The following is a 19,076-nucleotide window of genomic DNA, read 5'->3' on the forward strand; positions in this document are numbered from 1 at the left end:
GGAATCCGGATCAGTCAGCCTCGTTGAGAATCAGGCTGCGATAGTGCCCGGGATTGGACCCGGACCACTTGCGAAACGCCTTGTAGAACGAGCTGGCATCGGCAAAACCCAGCCGCGCGGCGATTTCGACGAAGCTGATGGAGGGCTCGGCCAGCCAGGCGATCGCCAGTTCCTTGCGCACACTGTCTTTCAGGCCTTGGTAAGTCTGGCCCTCATCCGCCAGGCGGCGGCGCAGGGTCGATGCGGAAACGCAGAGTTGTTGAGCCAGGGTCTCGGTTTCCGGCCACTGCTCGGCGGGCAGCTGGCGCAGATCATGGCGGATACGGCTGGCGAGGCTTTGCGGGTCGCGGTATTTGACCAGGATGTTCGCCGGGGCCTGGGCCAGGAAGCGCTTGAGCTCCTCCGGACTGCGGCGGATGGGCAGGTCCAGGCAGTCGGCGGAGAAGATCATCCGCGTACGGGGCCGGTCGAAGCGCAGGTTCTGCGAGAACATCACGCGATAGTCATCGCAGAAATCCGGCGCCGGGCAACGCAACTCGACGGACAGGATTGGAATGCGCCGCCCGGCGAGCCAGCAGGCCACGCCATGGACGATCATCCAATAGGTGAAATAGGTAAAGGCCCGGCGCGGGTCCTGGTCGTCTTCGAGCAGGACGATTTCCGCCAGGCTTTGCTGGCGAACCCACTGCGCCGGCAGGTGTTCAAGCATCAAGGAGAGGAAACCCAGCCCCGCCGTCAACCCGGTCGCCAACGTCGGCTGGGCCATGGCGCACTGGCACAGGAAGGCCAGGCTGCCGGACTTGAGCTTGCGCGGGTCCATGCCGAAGAACTCGTCATCCAGCCGCCTTGCCAGCAGGCGCCAGAGTCGCGCATAGGCATGGGCCGGCACGCGCGCCTGGGGCTCGTCGAGCCATGCGGGGTCGATACCGACCTTGCTCAGGACTTCTTCGGTAGCGGCTCCAGGGGCGCAGCTTTGCAGCAGCGCCTCGCGCACCAGCTGGATGGAGATGGTGTCTTTTTCCGACATGGCGCGGCGGTTCACAGGATCCGGTAAAGCAGTCGCTCTATTCGCACCCGGCTGACCCGTTTCAAAAACTTGCTCACCGCGGCGGGATAGTCCGGCAGGGTCTCCAGGTCCAGGTAGCGTTCGATCCGCCGGGTGTGTTGATAGATCCGCTCCAGTTCAGCCTGCCGCGGCCCCAACAGCTCCCCTTTGGGATCGTCGAGCAACAGGGCATTTTCCAGATCCAGGCGAAACGCCCGCGGGTTGAGGTTGTTGCCTGTGAGCAAGGTGTAGCGCTCGTCGACCCACATGCCTTTGAGGTGGTAGGTGTTATCGCCGTCGCGCCACAAACGCAGGTTCAACTGGCCGCTGTCGATGTAGCGCTGATGCCGCTTGGCAAAGCGGCGCAGGCTGATCTCGTACAGATAGGGCAACGCCGCAATGATCTTGAACGGCTCGCTGGGCGGGATATAAAAATCGTTGGCGGTCTTGTCGCCGACGATGATGTCGATCCGTACCCCGCGCGCCAGGGCACGGTTGATGTCCCGGGTCACGGCCAGCGGCAGGTTGAAATAGGGCGTGCAGATGGTCAGTTGCTGACGGCTGCTGGCGATCAGCTCGCTGATCACCTTGCTCAGCGGATTATTCTTGCCGACGCCCAGCAGCGGGCTCACCGACAGCCCGTCCTTGTCGAGGCTGCCAGCCGTGGTGTCATAGGTTGCATATTTGAGGCGGCTGCGCAGGTCCCCAATGTCCTTGCGCAAGCTGCGGGTGCTGGGCAGGTTCGGCAGGTCAAGGCGATGCACCGCCCTGGATGCGATCAGGCCATGTTGCACCAGATGATGCATCGAATCGGCCAGCGCGCTGTTCTGCAGCAGGTGGTATCGGTCGTAGCGGTATTTTTCGAACTTGTGCAGGTAGACGTTGTTCAGGCTCGCGCCGCTGTAGAGCACACAATCATCGATCACAAAGCCTTTCAAGTGCAGCACGCCGAACAGCTCGCGAGTCTGCACCGGCACGCCGTAGATCGGCACTTCGCTGTCATGGACGCGGGTCTGCTGCTGGTACCACGCCGAGTTGCCCGGCTGCTTCTTGGCGCCGATCAGGCCGCGCTGGGCCCGTAGCCAGTCCACCACCACGGCGATGTCCAGCTCGGGGCGCGCGGCTTTGGCGGCATGCAAGGCGTCAAGAATTTCCTGGCCGGCCTCGTCCTCTTGCAAGTAGAGCGCGACGATGTAGATGCGCTGGGTCGCCTGGGCAATTTTCTCCAGCAGGCAACGGCGAAACTCGGCGGCGCCGTCGAGGATGGTCACAGCCTCGGCGGTGAGTGGAAAGCTGCGCAGCTTGGGCAGCAGGGAGCGTTTGAAAAGCGACGGCATAGGGCTCGCAAAAGGTCGAATCCGAAGAACGGATGAGCTTACACCATGACGCGCGGGTTTGGGCCTCCCCTTCGCGACGAAAAAACATTTGACCAAGGAGAACGATCGTTCTACTGTTCGATCCATGAACGAAATCACTAGCAATGAAACACGCGACATCATCCTCGATGTCGCCGAAAAGTTGATCTACAAAAGTGGCATCGCCGCCACCGGCATGGATCTCCTGGTGAAAACCGCCGGCGTCTCGAGGAAAAGCATCTACCGCTACTTCGCCAACAAGGAGGACCTGGTTGTCGCCGCCCTCAAGCGCCGCGATGAACGCTGGATGCACTGGTTCAGCAGCGAAGTGGACAAGGCGCCGACGCCGCTCGCGCGGTTGCTGAGCCTGTTTCCGGTGCTCAAGGGCTGGTTCGACAGCGAAGGTTTTCGCGGTTGCGCCTTCATCAATACCAGCGGCGAAACCGGCGACCCGCAGGACCCGGTCCGCCAGGTGGCGAAGATGCACAAGCAGAAGCTGCTCGACTATGTAACCCGTCTGTGCAGCGATCAAGGCATCGAGCAACCGCAAGTGCTGGCGGGGAAGCTGCTTATCCTGATCGATGGGGCCATCACCGTTGCACTGGTCATGGGCGATCACAATGCAGCCGATCAGGCACAGCACGTTCTGAAAACCCTGCTGGCTATCGAATAAGCAACACGCGTATCGCAAGACCGTCGTTGAGACAGACTGCCGTTGAGACAGGCAATAGTGCAATTCATCATTCATTTATCGGGAGATTAACCATGTCGTCCTCTGCTGAAGTTCGCCCGCCGCTGCCGCCGTTCAGCCGTGAAACAGCGATCGAGAAAGTTCGCCTGGCCGAAGACGGCTGGAACTCTCGCGATCCGCAGAAGGTATCGCTGGCCTACACCCTCGACACCCAGTGGCGTAACCGCGCCGAGTTCGTCCATAGCCGGGAAGAAGCCAAGGCCTTCCTGGCCCGTAAATGGGCCAAGGAGCTGTATTACCGGCTGATCAAGGAACTCTGGGCGTTCACCGACAACCGCATCGCCGTGCGTTACGCCTATGAATGGCACGACGACTCAGGCAACTGGTTCCGCTCCTACGGCAACGAAAACTGGGAGTTCGACGAGAATGGCTTGATGTTCAATCGCTACGCCTGCATCAACGACCTGCCGATCAAGGAAAGCGAGCGAAAATTCCATTGGCCGCTGGGTCGTCGTCCGGATGATCATCCGGGACTGTCCGAATTGGGCCTGTAATTGTCCCTCTTGTGGGAGCGAGCCTGCTCGCGAAGGGGCCATCACAGTCGATATTTTCATCGGCTGTGAAACCGCTTTCGCGAGCAGGCTCGCTCCCACAGGGATTTTTGGCGTGTCAGTCGTGGCCGCGATCCAGCAGGAATTCCAGCAACGTTACCGCGCAGGCCTCGATACTTCCTTCCAGGATCAGCTCGTAACCGTGGGTGTTTTCAGTTGGGATGGCAATGCAGCCACCCCGGGCCGACACGCCGCTGCTCATGATCGCGCTGGCGTCACTGGCAAAATCCACCAGCAGCGCGAACTGAGGCGTCAACCCGCGACGTTTGCCGGCCTGGTACAGCTGGTCGACGATCTCGCGGTTGTAGCAACCGTTTTTATCGCCAGTGTTGATGATCGGATCGACGCTCAGTCGGGTAGCGTATTCGGAAATGATCGGGCCCACTTCAACCGCTACCGTGGCATCCCCCGGCAGATGGCTGGCGGCATAAAGCGCACCGGCATTGGATTCTTCCTCTTGTGTGGTGAAGACGAAATAAACGTCGTTTGCCAGTTCTTCGCGGCGCTCAGCCAATAACCTTGCGGCTTGCAGTGTCGCGACCATCGGCGCGCGGTCGTCGAGGAAATGCGCCGCGATGGCATCGCCGACCCGGAACGGACGTCGCCAATGCTGGCTCAGCACTACCCGGGTACCGGGCCGCACGCCGTGCGCTTGCAGCTGCTCACCGGAGCACCGGGTGATCACATGGACATCGCCCCAATTGACGTTCCCCGACAGCACATCGGCGCCCTGATGGGTTTCACCGGTGCTGTGCATCGACCCGAACGAAAGTACGCCGGGAATGAAATCCTGGTCGCCGAGAATGTCCACCGGGCACACCCCGAAATTGATCGGATTGGCGCCGCCCAATGCCACCACGCGCAACGTGCCGTCCGGCTCGATGCGTTTGACCAGCATGGCGATTTCGTCCAGGTGCGCCATGATCCGGATGGGCTGGTTCGCCTTGCCGCTCGGGCGTGTGCCCTTGATCAGGCCAATGACATTACCGGCCGGGTCGACCCGGGTCTCGTCGCAATGCGGCCGCAGTTCCCGCAGGCAGATGTCGCGCACTTCATGCTCCTGCCCGCCGGGCCCACGGGCCATCAGCAATTCTTCCAGCAGCGGTAAGGTGGACGGATCGGGTTGCATACGATGGGTTCTCCTTTTTCCGGGAGCGGCCCAGTTGTCGGAGCGAGCCGCGACGTGTTTGTCTTCTTGAGCCCTTCCGGCGCTGAAAAATTTGATCGGATCGCGGCAAAACAGACGAGCGGCCCCTGTCCGGTCGCGGACCAGTGGCCTCTAGGGAGGGTTGACCAGCGCGCCGCGAGGCATCACATTGCCGGGGTCGCCCCTACGCCCAAAGGCGGTTTTGTTGTGTCGCAGACCTTGTGGAGCCCATGACCGCGTCGATGCCGATCCGTCCCCCCTGCCCGCCCGGCGTCTGTGATTGCGGGCGTGATGCGTTGCTGCAAACGCCAGGCAGCGATTTGCGCATCCTTTGCCTGAATCGTCAGGAAGAAAAACGCCTGCTTGAGCGACTGGAAAACATCCAGAGCCTGGACGAGCTTGAACGCTTGCAGCAGCGGTTGTATGAAAACCTCGGCGTACGGGTAACCATCGAGCCGGGTTACAACGAAGTGCGGACCATGCGCGGCATCGCTATCGAATTCCAGGACCAGCCAGGCCTGTGCCGCAAGATCCGCCAGTCGATTCCGGCGGCGATCCGTCGGGGGTTGGACAAACGGCCTGAAATCGCCTGGCGGCTGCTGGATGCCCACGACCTGTTTCGCGACGCCTGACATTGTCTTTTTAAAAGGCCAATGCATCTCCCTGGCGACCCGAATTTTATGGCTGCCGAAGTTCCCCTGTGGGAGCGAGCCTGCTCGCGAAAGCGGTATCACATTCAATGAAGATGTTGAACGTGCCGGCCTCTTCGCGAGCAGGCTCGCTCCCACAGTTGGATTGGGCGACCAGAATTTCATGGCTGATCGCTCCCACAGGATAAACAGCAACCCGGTCAGAAATCGACAGTCGCCGACACCAGGTAAGTGCGCGGCGTCGCCAGGGTCAGCCCCGGCTCGCTGTCGTCCGAAGCCCCGGCCGAGCTCCAATAGCGCTTGTCCGCCACGTTCTCGATATTGGCGCGCAAGGTGATGTGCTTGTCATCGACCTTGAAGGCATACCGCGCACCGACGTCGAACCGCTCCCAGGAATCAATTTCCTTGGTATTGGACGGGTCCAGGTACTGCGAGCTGGAATAGATGCCGCGGCTGGTCAGGGTCAACCCCTGCACAGTCGGCACGTCCCATTCGGCGCCCAGGTTGACGTTGTACTCCGGTGTCGCCGGCGCGCGGTTGCCGTCAAACGCTGGGTTGGTGGTGTCGGTCAGTTCGCTGTCGATGTACATCACGCCACCGAGCAGGCGCAATCCCTTGACCGGTTCACCGAATACGCTGACTTCCGCGCCGGTGTTCTCGCGCTTGCCGTTCGGGCCGAAGACGTTGGTCGTGGCGTCGGTGGCATAGGCCGGTTGCTTGATCCGGAACACGGCGGCGGTAACGGCCAGCGCGCCGGCATCGTACTTGGCGCCAACCTCGACCTGGCGGCTGATGAACGGCGGGAAGATTTCATCGCTGTTGTCCGAGGACGTCGGCGCGATCTTGCCCTGGCTCAGGCCTTCCATGTAGTTGGCGTAGAGGGACAGCTTGTCGGTGGCCTTGAACAGGATGCCGCCCGACGGCGAGACTTTTTCCTCGTCATAGGCGGTGGGACCTTTGATCCCATCGGACCAGTCGTCAACTTCCACCCGCTGCCAGCGGGCGCCAAGGGTCAGCAGCAGGCGGTCATCGAAGAAACCCAGGGTGTCGGACAGCGCCACGCCGCTGAAGTGGTTCTCGGTGTAGACCTTCGGGTCCGGCCGTGTGGGGGTGTTCGGCGTCGGTGTCGGCACCGGGTCATAGAGGTTGCTGCGCCCGTTGGCATAACGGGCGCCGCCGTTCTCGAAATCCATGTAGAAATAACTGGCCGCCAGGTTCAGCTCATGGCTCACCGGGCCGGTTTGGAACCAGTTGCGCACCCCGGCATTGGCCGTCCGCACATTCTCGTCCCGGGTAAAGTCGCGGGGCGACACGGTGAAATCGCCGGCCGCATTAGTGACCGACACGTTGTGCCGCAGAAAGTCGTGGTTGCTTTTACGCGCCCCGACACCGCCGTAGAGCATGACCGAATCGCTGACGTCGAATTCGCCGTTCACAGCGCCGAAAGTGTCCTCGGTACGCGCCTTGCTCCAATGCTGCGCGTAATTGCGTCGCACATCGCTGGCATGCGGTACCGGCGCGGCGGCGCCGACCTGGACGCGCTCCTGCGGTGCGTCGGTGTCACGCTCGGTGTGGCCTATATCGGTAGAAAGACGCAGGCGCTCGCCACGAAAGTCCAGGCCCAGCACGGCCATCTGGCGATCCACGCGCTGATGATCCCAGTCGGTGTCGCCGGCCTGCTTGACGCCGTTGAAACGCACGCCAAACTGGTTGTCCTCGCCAAAACGGCGGCCGACATCCACGGCAGCGCCGGGCTGGCTCTCGGAGGCATAGCTGCCGGTCAGCGATGTGATCGGCTTGTCAGTGGCCCGCTTGGGCACTATGTTGATCCCGCCGCCGACGCTGCCTCGCGGCGAGATCCCGTTGATCAGTTGGGTCGGGCCCTTGAGGATGTCGACGCGATCGGCCATCTCCATGTCGATTGTATAAGTCGGCAGCACGCCATAAAGGCCGTTGTAGGCCACGTCACTGTTGAACAGGCTCAAGCCACGAATGGTGAATTGCTCATAACGCCCGCCCGCCGGGTTGGTGGCGCGCACCGAGGGGTCGCTGGCGACCAGGTCACCGAGGGTCCGTGCTTGCAGATTCTTGACCGTCTCCCCCGTGTAGGTGGTCATGCTGAACGGCGTTTCCATGAAGTCACGGGAGCCGAGCAAGCCCTGGGATCCACGCCGTGCCACCTGCGCCCCTGCGTAGGGATCGCCTTGCGTCGCGCCGGTGGCGCCGAAAATCGAGGTCGGCGCCAGCTGCAGGCTGCTGCCTTGCGCCGCCGGAGTGAGCATGTAGGCCTGCTCTCCCACCGGTTGCAACTGCAGGCCGGAACCCTGGAGCAGCCGGGCAAAGCCCTCCTCCACGCCAAACTCGCCGGCGAGCCCGGCGCTGTTGCGACCGCTCACCAGGGCCGGGTCCACCGAGAGGTTGACGCCAGCCTGCCCGGCGAACCGGGTCAGCGCGGCGCCGAGGCTGCCGGCGGGAACCTGATAGCTGCGCCGGGCGCTTTCCTCGGCCTGGCTGGGCGAGATGAAAAACGCACCGGAGCTCAGGCTCAGCATGAGGCTCAGGTTCAGCAACGGGCGCCAGCCAGCAAGGGCCGGACGAAAACGTAAAGATACTGCTGCGGGCATTGGAGCAACTCTCGTTTTTTGTTCAGTTGCCTTGAATGACAAGCGAGACAAAAAAAGGGGACAGGCTTCAGGCGATATTTTTTCGCGGCGTCAAGGTGACCCAATAGCGGGTACGCATGTGCACCTCAAGCGGCAGGCTGGCCGAGAGCAGCGCGAGGATCCGGTCGGTGTTTTCCAGGCGGAAGCTGCCGGTGACGCGGAGCGCTTCCAGCCCTTCGTCCCAGCGCAACACGCCGGGGCGATAGCGGTCCAGCTCCCGAAGGAAATCCCCCAGCGGCTGGTTCTGCGCCACGAGCACGCCTTCACGCCAGCCCATCTGCCCGGCGTCGAACGTGCTGGTCGCAGCCGCGCCAGTGGCACTTAGGTCGACCTGTTGGCCTTCTTCGAGTCTCCGCGCGGGCCCTTGCGCAGGTTGCAGTTGCACCGCGCCGCTGACTACCGAAACCCGGCAGTTGCGTTGATCCAGGCGAATACAGACTTCGCCTCGGCCGACGCTCACCTCACCGTAGGGGAGCTGGACCGCCAAGGGGCCGTCGACGACTTTCAGGGCGATCTCGCCGCGCAGCAGCATCAGGCGGCGCGCCTCAAGGTCAAGGTCCACAGCGCTATCGGTGTTCAACTGCAAAACGTTGCCACCGGCCAGCGTCCACCGACGGCGTTCCCCGGTGGCGGTGTGCAAGTCGGCGCGCCAGGCCTCCAGCGGCAGTTCACGTCCCAGCAACCACGCGGTCGGTACCAGCGCGGCGACACCCAACGCGCGCTTGAGTACGCTGCGACGGGCCAGTGCGGGACGATCCAGGGTGGCCAGGCCCAACGATGACGGCACCTCGGCAAACCGCTGGCGCAGGCGCTGGGCTTTCTGCCAGGCCGCTTCGTGCTCGACCTTGCTTTCGCGCCAGCGCTGCAACGCGCCATGATCTAATTCATCGGCGCCTGACTCGATCAGCGCCAGCCAGCGGGCCGCCGCCCGGGCGACTTCACGGGCTTCGGCCGACGGAGCCTGGCGCATCAGAAGTCCACCAACAGGCAATGTTCGTAGGCCTGGGCCATATAACGCTTCACCGTGCGTTCGGAGACTTGCAGGCGCTCGGCGATCTCGCGGTAACCGAGGCCTTCGAGCTGGCTCCACAGGAACGCCCGACGCACCATCGGCGGCAGGCCATCGAGCAACTCGTCCAGGGCCTGCAGGGTTTCCAGCAGCAGCCACCGCTGCTCTGGAGACGGCACGCATTCGGCGGGCAGGCTGGCCAACGCGTCGAGATAAGCCTGTTCCAGATGGCGGCGCGTGTAGAAATTGCTCAACAAGCGCTTGCCCACCGTCAACAGGTAGGCGCGCGGTTCATGCAGGTCAGCCAGCGACTGGGCGCTGGACAGTACGCGCAGGAACGTATCCTGGCGCAGGTCGGCGGCATCCCAGGCATTGCCCATGCGCCGTCGCAGCCAGCCTTCCAGCCAACCGCCATGATCACGGTATAACGCGTCGAGGGCGTGCTCCGCCGGCTTAGCTGCATCAAGCATGTGAAGTGGCCCTGGGCAAGAATGTCTTAAATGAGACTGATTCTAATTAATGTTCCCAGGTGAATCCAAGGCTTTAATTCATCGACGGTCAAAACGTCTGGCGAAGCAGGCGCCCTTGGACACCCAGGGCGCGCCGTATATTGCCTGCCGTCAGTGGCTGGCCTGCAGGGTCTTCGGTACTTCCGGCATGGCCGACGAGTGATGGTTGATGATTTTCCACTGGCCGTCGAGTCGCTCGTAAAGGAAGGTATAGCGCGCCTGCACTTCCCGCTTGGAACCGTCGGTCTGGGTCAGCGTAAAGGTATAGACTCCGCTGTCCATCGCCGCGTCAGGCCCCAGGTGACGGATTTCCCGGTAGTTGATCACCCCGACCGGCTTGGCCGCCAGGAAGTGCACGAAATAGTCCTGGATCTGCGCCGGGGTACTGCGCACCTTGTTGGAGACGGTCGGTTGCAGAATCGCATCCGCGGCGTACAGGCTGGTGACCGCGACGGCGCTGCCGGTCTTCAATGCAGCGTTCCAGCGGTCGAACAGCCCGGCGATTTCACGGTCGTTGGCGTTCTGCGGCTGCTCGGCCACGGTGCTGTAGACAAACGGCGTGGTCTCAAGCGCTTGGGCAAGGGGGGCGCCCAGCAGGAGAAAAGCGGCAATGGCACAGGTTTTCATTTTCATCGTAGCGTTCCTTTGGGTTTCAATGAGCCCACTGTGCCGGCCTTCGCAAGCGTCGCCATCGGCCAACCGGTGCCGATCGCCTATGCCATTCGGCAGATAGGCCGGGTGTCGATCACAGGGTTTAATGAAACCATCACCAACCGCGCCGGTTTCCCCTTCCACGCTGGAGTTCCCCATGCAAAGCCCACCCCATGACCCTGGCAGCGCCTTGGCGATCCGCACCCAGTACCGCCAGTCGCAAAGCCGGGCGGCGCGCCTGGGCCTGTTGTTGGGCACCGGGCACGAACTGACCCGCTTGCCGTTGGCGCAGATGCGCCAACGCGCGGTGGAACGTGCGTGCGCGTTCGTCGCCATGGATCACGGTCTGTTGCTGGAATGGAACGCTGACAGCCTGTTGCAGACCGTCGCCAGCCACGGCAGCGGCGAGCGCCTCGAGCTGCTCGCCGAGCTGGCCCAACCGCCCTCGCCCGCTTCGCAGTGGATGGATCGCCCCGGCACGCCGTTGCCGCAGATCCTGCGGATCCCTCTGCGCGGGTCCGACGGCGTTGCGTTCGGCGCGCTGCTATTAGGCAACAGCGTGCCCTTGGGCGCCCCTGACAATGAAGACATCGAATCGCTGCAATTGCTGGCCACGCTGTTGGCGGCGCACCTGGAGAACAGCCGCCTGCTGCAAACGCTCCAGGCCCGCGAGCGGACCATGTCCGAGCTAGTCCATCGGTTGTTCAGCGCCCAGGAGGACGAGCGCAAGCGCGTCGCCTATGACCTGCACGATGGCCTCGCGCAGAACCTCGCTGGATTGCATCAGCGCCTCCAGGGGTTCGCCGGTCGCTGCCCGCCTTTGCCGGCGGCGCTGGCCGAGGAACTGCGGGGCATTCTCGAACTGGCCCAGGGCTGCGTCGGCGAAGGTCGGCAACTGATCGGCGGCCTGCGTCCGCATGTGCTCGACGATTTCGGCTTGTACAAAGCCGTCGACAAGGAGGCCGATCGTCTGCGTGACGCCGGGCTCCGGGTCGATTGGGTCGAGCACAGCATCGCTCGCCTGCCGGGTAATACCGAGATTGCGCTGTTTCGCATCGCCCAGGAAGGCATCAACAACATTCTCAAGCACGCCCAGGCCAATCAGGTTTCCCTCGGGCTGGCGGTACGAGACGGCCAGGCTTGGCTGCGGGTCGAGGACGATGGCTGCGGCTTCGCCCTGAAACAACCCATCGAGACCAATGGCACCCGCCACCTCGGCCTGGCCGCCATGCAGGAGCGCGCGAGCCTGCTGGGCGGCCAACTGGACTGTCGTAGCGCACCCGCCCGCGGCACTCGACTGCTGGCCAGCGTGCCGTTGCCAGCCCACGGAGCACAGCCATGAATCGTCCCTTGCGCCTGCTGTTGGCCGATGATCACGAAGTGACCCGCACCGGGTTTATTTCCATGCTCGCCGGTACCGAAGGGTTCGAAGTCGTCGGCCAGGCCTGCGACGGCCAGGAAGCGCTCGACCTGTGCGAACGGCTACAGCCGGACATCGCCATCCTCGATATCCGCATGCCCGTGCTCAACGGCCTCGGCGCGGCGCGCATCCTGCAACAACGCCAGCCGCAGATCAAAGTGATGATCTTCACCATGGACGACAGCCCCGACCACCTCGAAGCGGCCATCGGTGCGGGCGCCGTCGGCTATCTGCTCAAGGATGCCAGCCGCGAGGAAATGCTCCAGGCCCTCAGGCGGGTCGCCCAGGGAGAAGAGGCACTGAACAGTTCAGTCAGCGCCCGCCTGTTGCGCCGCATGGCCGAACGCAGCGCCAACGGTGCAACGCCCGTCCAGGCTCTGACCGCGCGCGAACGCCAGGTACTCGGGCTGGTGGCCGGTGGGTTCAGTAATCGCGAGATCGGCGAAAAGCTCGGCATCGCCCCCGGCACGGCCAAAGCGCATGTGGAGCGGGTCATCGGCAAGCTCGGCGCCGCCGACCGGACCCAGGCGGCGGTGCGCGGCGTTGCCCTGGGCCTGGTGGCGCAACCCAGCGGACAATGGCCATGAGGTTTCTGACAGCCCGGAGATGGGCCGACTTGCCGTTGCGGGGCAAGGCGCTGGTGGTGATCTCGCTGCCGTTGGTGGTCCTGCTGCTGTCGCTGGTGCTGATCTACATCACCGAACGCCAGACGGCCCGTGCCGAAGAGGATGTGCGCCGGGTGCTGCTGGTCCAGGGCGACATCCAGGCCGTGCACACCTTGCTGGCCGAGGCCGCGGCCAGCGTGCGCGGTTACCTGCTGACCCGGCGTGAAGATTTCCTGCCCGGCTACGAACAGGCCACCCCGAGGATCCAGGCTGCATTGCAACGCCTGGATCACAATATCCGTGACGCGAGGATGCGCGAGCACCTCAAGACCATTACCCCGCTGATTACCGAAAAGCTTGCCGGGTTGCAGGCGTTGCGCACCGGCAAGGCCGACGACACCGCGGCCATCACCGCGATCCTGATCGAAAACAAACAGGTGCTCGACGTACTGCGCGAGCAGATCAGCGCCATGCGCATCCGCGAGGATGCCCTGCTCGCCGACCGCAGCGCCGCCGCGTCGGCCACGCGCATGCGGCTGCTGTTCGCGACGTTGCTGGCGGCGGTGTGCGGGCTGTTCGGGGCGATCGTCGCGGTGCTGTTCCTGTCCAAGGGCATTGTCGCCCGGGTCCAGCAGGTGCAAGGCAACGCCCAGCGCCTGGCGCTGGGCCAGCCATTGTTGCCGCAACCGCCGGAGAAAGACGAAATCGGCCAGTTGGGCACCCGTCTGGTGGAGGCCGGGCAGTTGCTCGCCGAACGCGAGCGCGCCCTGCGCGATAACGAGGAACGCCTGCGGCTGATCATCGATGGCGTCAAGGACTACGGCATTTTTGCCCTCGACGCCAAGGGCCATGTGATCACTTGGAATGCCGGGGCCGAACGGATCAAGGGCTATACCGAACAGGAGGTACTCGGCCGGCATTTCTCGCTGTTCTACCTGGCCGAAGAGTGCCCGGCCCACCCCGAAATGGCCCTGCGCGAGGCCACCCGCGACGGCCATTACATGGAAGAAGGCTGGCGTTGCCGCAAGGACGGCAGTCGCTTCTGGGCCAGCGTGGTCATCACCACTCAATACGACAGCACCGGCGCGCTGCGTGGTTTTTCCAAGATCACCCGCGACATCACCGACCGGCGCACCGCTGAAATCGCCCTGCGTACCGCCCGTGAGGAAGCGGAAAGTGCGAGCCGGGCCAAGAGCGAGTTTCTTTCGCGCATGAGTCATGAGTTGCGCACGCCGCTGAACGCCATCCTCGGCTTCGCGCAATTGCTGGACATGGACTCGGTCGCCGGCCAGCGCCCGCAGGTCAGCCACATCCTGCGCGCCGGCCAGCATTTGCTCGCCCTGATCAACGAAGTGCTCGACATCGCCCGGATCGAAGCCGGCCGGCTGCCCCTGAACATCGAGCCAATTGCCCTGCCGACCGTGCTGCACGAAGCCTTGACGCTGGTGTCGCCGATGGCCGCGGATTCAGGAATTCATCTGGCCGCCCTGCCCGCGCTGCCCGAAGGCAGTGGCGTGCTTGCCGATCGCCAGCGCCTGGTGCAGGTGTTGCTCAACCTCCTCTCCAACGCCATCAAGTACAACCGGCCCGGCGGCGAGGTGCGCATCGAAGTGAGTGTCGAGGACCAACAGGTGGGCATTGCCGTCAGCGACACCGGGCACGGCATCGCCCCCGAACAGTTGGACCAGTTGTTCAAGCCGTTCGAACGCCTGGGCGCCGACCCGCAGGTCGAAGGCACAGGCCTGGGACTGTCCCTGAGCAAAAGCCTGCTGGAGATGATGCAGGGTAGCCTTCAGGTACTTAGTGAACCGGGACAAGGCTGCTGCTTCACCTTGCGCTTGCCCGCTGCCCAGGTATCAGGCGCCCAGTTGCCGCCATTGGCGGCGTTGGAAATCACCCGCCCGCGCACCGAGTTCGACGGCAAGGTCCTGTGCATCGAAGACAACCTGTCGAGCCTCGCCTTGATCGAAACCCTGATGCAGCGTCGCCCGGGCATCCAGCTGCTATCGAGCATGCAAGGCCAGTTGGGCCTGGACCTGGCGCGCCAGCACGCGCCGCAGCTGATCCTGCTCGACGTGACATTGCCGGACCTGGAGGGGCTGGAAGTCCTGCGTCGGTTGCGCCAGTCGGCGGCAACCGCGTCCACGCCGGTGCTGATGATCACCGCGGATGCCAGCGACCTCACTCACCGCGCCCTGCGCGAGGCCGGCGCCACGGCGATCTTGACCAAGCCCATTCATATCCAGGCCTTCCTCGGCCACCTTGAACATTATTTACCGGAGTCCGCATGAATCGCGATCTGCGCATCATGATTATCGACGATCAGCGCCCCAACCTTGAGCTGATGGAACAACTGTTGGCCCGTGAAGGGCTGCACAACGTGCTGAGCAGCACCGAGCCGTTGCGCACTCTCGACCTGTTCAACAGTTTCGAGCCCGACCTGGTCATCCTCGACCTGCACATGCCGGCCTTCGACGGGTTTGCCGTGCTGGAGCAGCTCAACCGGCGCATCCCGGCCAATGACTACCTACCGATCCTGGTACTGACCGCCGACGCCACCCGCGACACCCGCCTGCGGGCCCTGGCATTAGGCGCCCGGGACTTCATCAGCAAGCCCCTCGACGCCCTGGAAACCATGCTGCGGGTCTGGAATCTGCTGGAAACCCGAGCCCTGTATAAATCGCTGCGTACATTGATTCCCGCCGAGCAGATCGAATTGTTGCGCCAGCATCGAGGGACGGCTGACCAGCGCATCGAGCCGTCAGCGTAGCGTGGCGTGGCGTGGCGAGGGAGCTTGCTCCCGCTGGGCCGGGCTGGCGCTCCAGTGCGCAGCGACCGTAAGATTTTTGGGGCCGCTACGCAGCCCAGCGGGAGCAAGCTCCCTCGCCACAAGAGCTGTGCCTCCCTGCAACGGGTGGGTTCAGTGGCCGCGGATGTAATGCTCCAGCTGGCGGATCAGGTCCGCCTGTTCGACCAGCGCTTCCTTCACCAGGTCGCCGATGGACAGCAGGCCGATCAACTGGCCGTCATCCAGCACCGGCAGATGGCGCAGGTGGCTCTCGGTCATGACTTCCATGCAGCGTTCGATGCTCTGCTGGCTGCTGGCGGTGATGACCGGCGCGCTCATGATGGTGCGTACCGTGGTGCCCACTGACGAACGCCCCTTGAGTACCATCTTGCGCGCGTAGTCCCGCTCGCTGAACACGCCGATGACCTGGCCGTTCTCGATCACCGGCAACGCGCCGACGTTTCTATCGGCCATGATCTGCAGCGCTTCGAGCACGGTCTGGTCCGGCGCGATGCTGTGGACCTGCCGGTTCTGCACACTCTTGAGCTTTACCAGTTGGGCGGCGGTTTTCATTTTCCATCCCCACATTCAGCGAAAGGCATGTTTGAACCCAGGCCTGACAGTCAACGAATTACTGTGTGGGAGCGAGCTTGCTCGCGATAGCGTCGGGTCAGCCACATCCATAGTGATTGACGTACCGCTATCGCGAGCAAGCTCGCTCCCACAGGTATTCATGCATCCTTCAACTCATCCACTGGAGTGAGTCAGTCCGCGCCAATCTCCACCACATCCCCGTTCAACCGCACCGGCCAGACCCGAAGGCGCTGTTCGGGGTATTCCAGGCAATGGCCGTCTTCCAGGCGGAAATGCTGTTTGTACATCGGCGAGGCGATCACCAGTTCGCCCTTGATGCTGCCCAGCAGACCACGACCGATGACGTTCGCGCCGGACTTGGGGTCGCGGTTGTCGACGGCGTACAGCGGCTTGTCTGTATGCTCCGGCAGGTAGAGCAGCGCCACTTGGCGGCCGTCATGCCAGGCAACCACGCCGGAATTGGGCACCAGGTCCTCGCGGCTGCACAGGGTGCGCCATTGGACGGGTTCTTGAGCGATACGAACGACGTTTGACTGGCTCATCAGAGCACCTCCTCGGTGACGGGAATCAGGTGAAGTTCGCCGGCATGCACCGGCCGGCGCTGGCCGCGTTCGCGGACGAAGTGGACGTCCGGATCGCCGCGCTTGTCGTTGACGAAGGTCCGGAAGCGCTTGAGTTTTTCCGGATCCTTCAGAGCGTTGGCCCATTCGCACTCGTAGCGGTCGACCACCAGTTGCATCTGCGCTTCGAGCTCGGCGCCCAGGCCCAGGCTGTCGTGGATGATCACGTCCTTGAGGTAGTCCAGACCGCCTTCCAGGCTCTCGCGCCAGACCGAGGTGCGTTGCAACTTGTCCGCGGTGCGGATGTAGAACATCAGGAACCGGTCGATGTAGCGGATCAGCGTGGCGTCATCCAAGTCGGTGGCGAACAGCTCCGCGTGGCGTGGACGCATGCCGCCGTTGCCGGCCACGTAGAGGTTCCAGCCCTTCTCCGTGGCGATCACACCCACGTCCTTGCTCTGCGCCTCGGCGCATTCACGGGTGCAACCGGACACCGCGAACTTGAGCTTGTGCGGCGAGCGCAGGCCCTTGTAGCGGTCCTCGATGGTCAGGGCCATCTGCACGCTGTCCTGCACGCCGTAGCGGCACCAGGTGCTGCCGACGCAGGACTTCACCGTACGCGTCGATTTGCCGTAGGCGTGGCCGGTCTCGAAACCGGCTTCGATCAGCTCGGCCCAGATGTCCGGCAACTGGTGCAACTGCGCGCCGAACAGGTCGATGCGCTGGCCACCAGTGATCTTGGTGTAGAGGTCATATTTCTTCGCGACCACGCCAATGGCGATCAATTTGTCCGCGGTGATCTCACCACCGGCGATGCGCGGCACCACCGAGTAGGTGCCGTTTTTCTGCATATTCGCCATGAAGGTATCGTTGGTGTCCTGCAGCGGCACCAGGTGCGCGTCCATGATCGGCTGGTTCCAGCACGACGCCAGGATCGAACCCACCGCCGGCTTGCACAGGTCGCAACCGGTATGGCCGCGACCGTGTTTGGCCAGCAGCTCTTCGAAACTGATGATCCCTTCCACCCGCACCAGTGCGTAGAGCTCCTGGCGGGTATAGGCGAAGTGTTCGCACAGGCTCTTGTCGACGCTGACGCCACGAGCGATCAGCTCGTGCTCGAATACCTGCTTGACCAGGGCCGCGCAGCCGCCGCACCCGGTACCGGCCTTGGTGTCGCACTTGAGCTGGCCGAGATCGCTGCAGCCGCCATCGATGGCCGCGCAGATCGAGCCCTTGGTGACGTTGTGGCACGAGCAGATGGTCGCCGCTTCGGGCAGCGCCGCCGGGCCCAGTGTCGGAGCGCCCTCGGACGATGGCAGGATCAGGCTGGCGGCGTCCTTGGGCAAGGCGATGCCGTTCTGCATGTATTGCAGCAGGGTGTCGTAATAGCTGTTGTCGCCCACCAGCACCGCGCCGATCACGCGCTTGCCGTCGGCGTCCACTACCAGGCGCCGATAGCTGGCGCTGGTTTCGTCGATAAATTGGAAGCTGCGCGCACCCGGCGTGTTGCCATGGGCGTCGCCGATGGAACCGACATCCACGCCCAACAGTTTGAGCTTGGTGGACATGTCTGCGCCGGTGAACGCCTCGCCAGCCTCGCCGCACAGGCGCGCCGCGACATTGCGGGCCATCTGGTAGCCCGGCGCGACCAGGCCGAAGATGCTGCCGTTCCAGGCGGCGCATTCGCCAATGGCGTAGATGTCCGGGTCGCTGCTCTGACAATGGTCGTCAATCATCACGCCACCGCGCGGGCCGATCTGCAGGTCGCACTGGCGAGCCAGGGCATCCTGGGCGCGGATACCGGCGGAAAACACGATCAGGTCGGTTTCCAGGAAGTCATCGGTGGCGAAGTTCATCCGGTAACGGTATTGCTCACCGGCGCTGATGGATTGGGTGCCCTTGGACAGGTGCACGCCGACACCGAGTTTTTCGATGCGCGCCTTGAGGGCCAGGCCGCCCTGCTCGTCCAGTTGCACCGGCATCAGCCGTGGGGCGAATTCCACCACGTGAGCTTCCAGGCCAAGGGTCTTGAGGGCATTGGCCGCTTCCAGGCCCAGCAGGCCACCACCGACGACCACGCCACGCCGGGCATTGTTCGCGGCGGCGCGGATGGCGTCGAGGTCTTCAAGGGTGCGGTAGACCAGGCACGAATCACCTTCGGCGCCTTGGATCGGCGGCACGAAGGGGTACGAACCGGTGGCGAGCACCAGCTTGTCGTAGCCGAGGCGCTCGGTGGCGGTGACAACCTGGCGCGCCTGGCGATCGATTTCCAGCACCGGCACGCCCAAGTGCAGCGTGACGCCGGGCGTCTGGTACAACGAGGCTTCGCCCAGGGCCAGCGACTCCGCATCGCGGCCCGAGAAATACTCGGACAAATGCACACGGTCGTAGGCACGCATCGGCTCTTCGCTGAACACATGCACGCGGTAATGATTGAGGGCACCGCGCTCGATCAGTTGCTCGACGCAGTGATGGCCGACCATGCCATTGCCGATCACGATCAGCGTTTGCAGCTTGTTCAGGGAAGCAACGTTGGAATTCATAAAAGCACCCGACAAAAGCCCATCACGGTTTTTTGAAAGCAAAAAAAAGACGCCTGAAACCTTGCGGTTCCAGGCGTCTTTGCCTGTTCTGTGCGGTATCGATCCGGCGACTGCGCCCTGACCTACCGTAATATCCCCCGGCCTGCTGGCACTCGATCTTCGTTGACCGACGGGGCTGCCCACTCGATTGTGTTCGCGGTGGGCCTGCCAAGCCTCTTGCAGCGAGCGTGCCAGA

The 19,076-nt window shown here is 63.4% G+C and carries 17 protein-coding genes; 7 read left to right on the forward strand and 10 right to left on the reverse strand.

Annotated elements, in window-relative coordinates:
• Positions 1 to 10: 10 nt before the first annotated feature.
• Positions 11 to 1,027, reverse strand: a complete 1,017-nt coding sequence (locus J3P91_RS14590) for an AraC family transcriptional regulator (RefSeq protein ID WP_434600824.1) — start codon at positions 1,025 to 1,027, stop codon at positions 11 to 13.
• A gap of 11 nt (positions 1,028 to 1,038) precedes the next feature.
• The gene (gene pssA, locus J3P91_RS14595; protein WP_434568360.1) at positions 1,039 to 2,382 is read right to left on the reverse strand and encodes a CDP-diacylglycerol--serine O-phosphatidyltransferase; all 1,344 of its coding nucleotides are present in this window, start codon (positions 2,380 to 2,382) and stop codon (positions 1,039 to 1,041) included.
• 124 nt (positions 2,383 to 2,506) lie between these two features.
• On the opposite strand from pssA, the gene J3P91_RS14600 reads away from it, so the two are divergent.
• Together J3P91_RS14600 and J3P91_RS14605 are read left to right on the forward strand one after the other, a co-directional pair.
• Complete coding sequence (locus tag J3P91_RS14600; RefSeq protein ID WP_434568359.1) at positions 2,507 to 3,073, forward strand: TetR/AcrR family transcriptional regulator; 567 nt, start codon at positions 2,507 to 2,509, stop codon at positions 3,071 to 3,073.
• A gap of 92 nt (positions 3,074 to 3,165) precedes the next feature.
• Entirely contained in the window at positions 3,166 to 3,645 is a 480-nt protein-coding gene (locus tag J3P91_RS14605) for a DUF1348 family protein (RefSeq protein ID WP_434600825.1), read from the forward strand.
• A gap of 115 nt (positions 3,646 to 3,760) precedes the next feature.
• On the opposite strand, the gene J3P91_RS14610 is transcribed toward J3P91_RS14605, so the two are convergent.
• Entirely contained in the window at positions 3,761 to 4,831 is a 1,071-nt protein-coding gene (locus tag J3P91_RS14610) for a M42 family metallopeptidase (protein WP_434600826.1), read from the reverse strand.
• A gap of 248 nt (positions 4,832 to 5,079) precedes the next feature.
• Between J3P91_RS14610 and J3P91_RS14615 the strand changes: the two genes are divergently transcribed.
• Entirely contained in the window at positions 5,080 to 5,481 is a 402-nt protein-coding gene (locus J3P91_RS14615; protein ID WP_434600827.1) for a hypothetical protein, read from the forward strand.
• A 218-nt stretch (positions 5,482 to 5,699) separates the two neighbouring features.
• Here J3P91_RS14615 and J3P91_RS14620 read toward each other — a convergent pair whose 3' ends face one another.
• From J3P91_RS14620 to J3P91_RS14635, 4 genes are all read right to left on the reverse strand, one after another.
• On the reverse strand, positions 5,700 to 8,123 hold the full coding sequence (locus J3P91_RS14620; protein ID WP_434600828.1) for a TonB-dependent siderophore receptor: 2,424 nt from the start codon (positions 8,121 to 8,123) through the stop codon (positions 5,700 to 5,702).
• 67 nt (positions 8,124 to 8,190) lie between these two features.
• Positions 8,191 to 9,132, reverse strand: a complete 942-nt coding sequence (locus J3P91_RS14625) for a FecR domain-containing protein (RefSeq protein WP_434600829.1) — start codon at positions 9,130 to 9,132, stop codon at positions 8,191 to 8,193.
• Entirely contained in the window at positions 9,132 to 9,641 is a 510-nt protein-coding gene (locus J3P91_RS14630; protein ID WP_305500951.1) for a sigma-70 family RNA polymerase sigma factor, read from the reverse strand. The genes J3P91_RS14625 and J3P91_RS14630 overlap by 1 nt, the downstream gene beginning before the upstream one ends.
• Positions 9,642 to 9,791: 150 nt before the next feature.
• A complete protein-coding gene (locus tag J3P91_RS14635) occupies positions 9,792 to 10,313 on the reverse strand; it encodes an SgcJ/EcaC family oxidoreductase (RefSeq protein WP_434600830.1) in 522 nt (173 codons plus the stop codon).
• Between the two features lie 175 nt (positions 10,314 to 10,488).
• On the opposite strand from J3P91_RS14635, the gene J3P91_RS14640 reads away from it, so the two are divergent.
• The 4 genes from J3P91_RS14640 to J3P91_RS14655 are packed head-to-tail and all read left to right on the forward strand — an operon-like array spanning position 10,489 to position 15,126.
• Positions 10,489 to 11,673, forward strand: a complete 1,185-nt coding sequence (locus tag J3P91_RS14640) for a sensor histidine kinase (protein ID WP_434600831.1) — start codon at positions 10,489 to 10,491, stop codon at positions 11,671 to 11,673.
• The gene (locus J3P91_RS14645; RefSeq protein ID WP_434600832.1) at positions 11,670 to 12,338 is read left to right on the forward strand and encodes a response regulator; all 669 of its coding nucleotides are present in this window, start codon (positions 11,670 to 11,672) and stop codon (positions 12,336 to 12,338) included. Before J3P91_RS14640 ends, J3P91_RS14645 begins: the two co-directional genes overlap by 4 nt.
• Complete coding sequence (locus J3P91_RS14650; RefSeq protein WP_434600833.1) at positions 12,335 to 14,647, forward strand: ATP-binding protein; 2,313 nt, start codon at positions 12,335 to 12,337, stop codon at positions 14,645 to 14,647. Before J3P91_RS14645 ends, J3P91_RS14650 begins: the two co-directional genes overlap by 4 nt.
• Positions 14,644 to 15,126 (forward strand): response regulator, encoded by a 483-nt coding sequence (locus J3P91_RS14655; protein ID WP_434600834.1) that lies wholly within the window; start codon positions 14,644 to 14,646, stop codon positions 15,124 to 15,126. Before J3P91_RS14650 ends, J3P91_RS14655 begins: the two co-directional genes overlap by 4 nt.
• A 150-nt stretch (positions 15,127 to 15,276) precedes the next feature.
• On the opposite strand, the gene J3P91_RS14660 is transcribed toward J3P91_RS14655, so the two are convergent.
• The 3 genes from J3P91_RS14660 to nirB all read right to left on the reverse strand — a co-directional run bounded on the left by J3P91_RS14660 (position 15,277) and on the right by nirB (position 18,841).
• Positions 15,277 to 15,717: a CBS domain-containing protein gene (locus J3P91_RS14660; RefSeq protein WP_434600835.1), complete on the reverse strand. Its 441-nt coding sequence runs from the start codon at positions 15,715 to 15,717 to the stop codon at positions 15,277 to 15,279.
• A 191-nt stretch (positions 15,718 to 15,908) separates the two neighbouring features.
• Complete coding sequence (gene nirD, locus J3P91_RS14665; RefSeq protein ID WP_434600836.1) at positions 15,909 to 16,280, reverse strand: nitrite reductase small subunit NirD; 372 nt, start codon at positions 16,278 to 16,280, stop codon at positions 15,909 to 15,911.
• On the reverse strand, positions 16,280 to 18,841 hold the full coding sequence (gene nirB, locus J3P91_RS14670) for a nitrite reductase large subunit NirB (protein ID WP_434600837.1): 2,562 nt from the start codon (positions 18,839 to 18,841) through the stop codon (positions 16,280 to 16,282). The genes nirD and nirB overlap by 1 nt, the downstream gene beginning before the upstream one ends.
• Positions 18,842 to 19,076: the final 235 nt, after the last annotated feature.

It is taken from the genome of Pseudomonas sp. Z4-7, from assembly GCF_051131965.1.
Taxonomy (GTDB): Bacteria; Pseudomonadota; Gammaproteobacteria; order Pseudomonadales; family Pseudomonadaceae; genus Aquipseudomonas.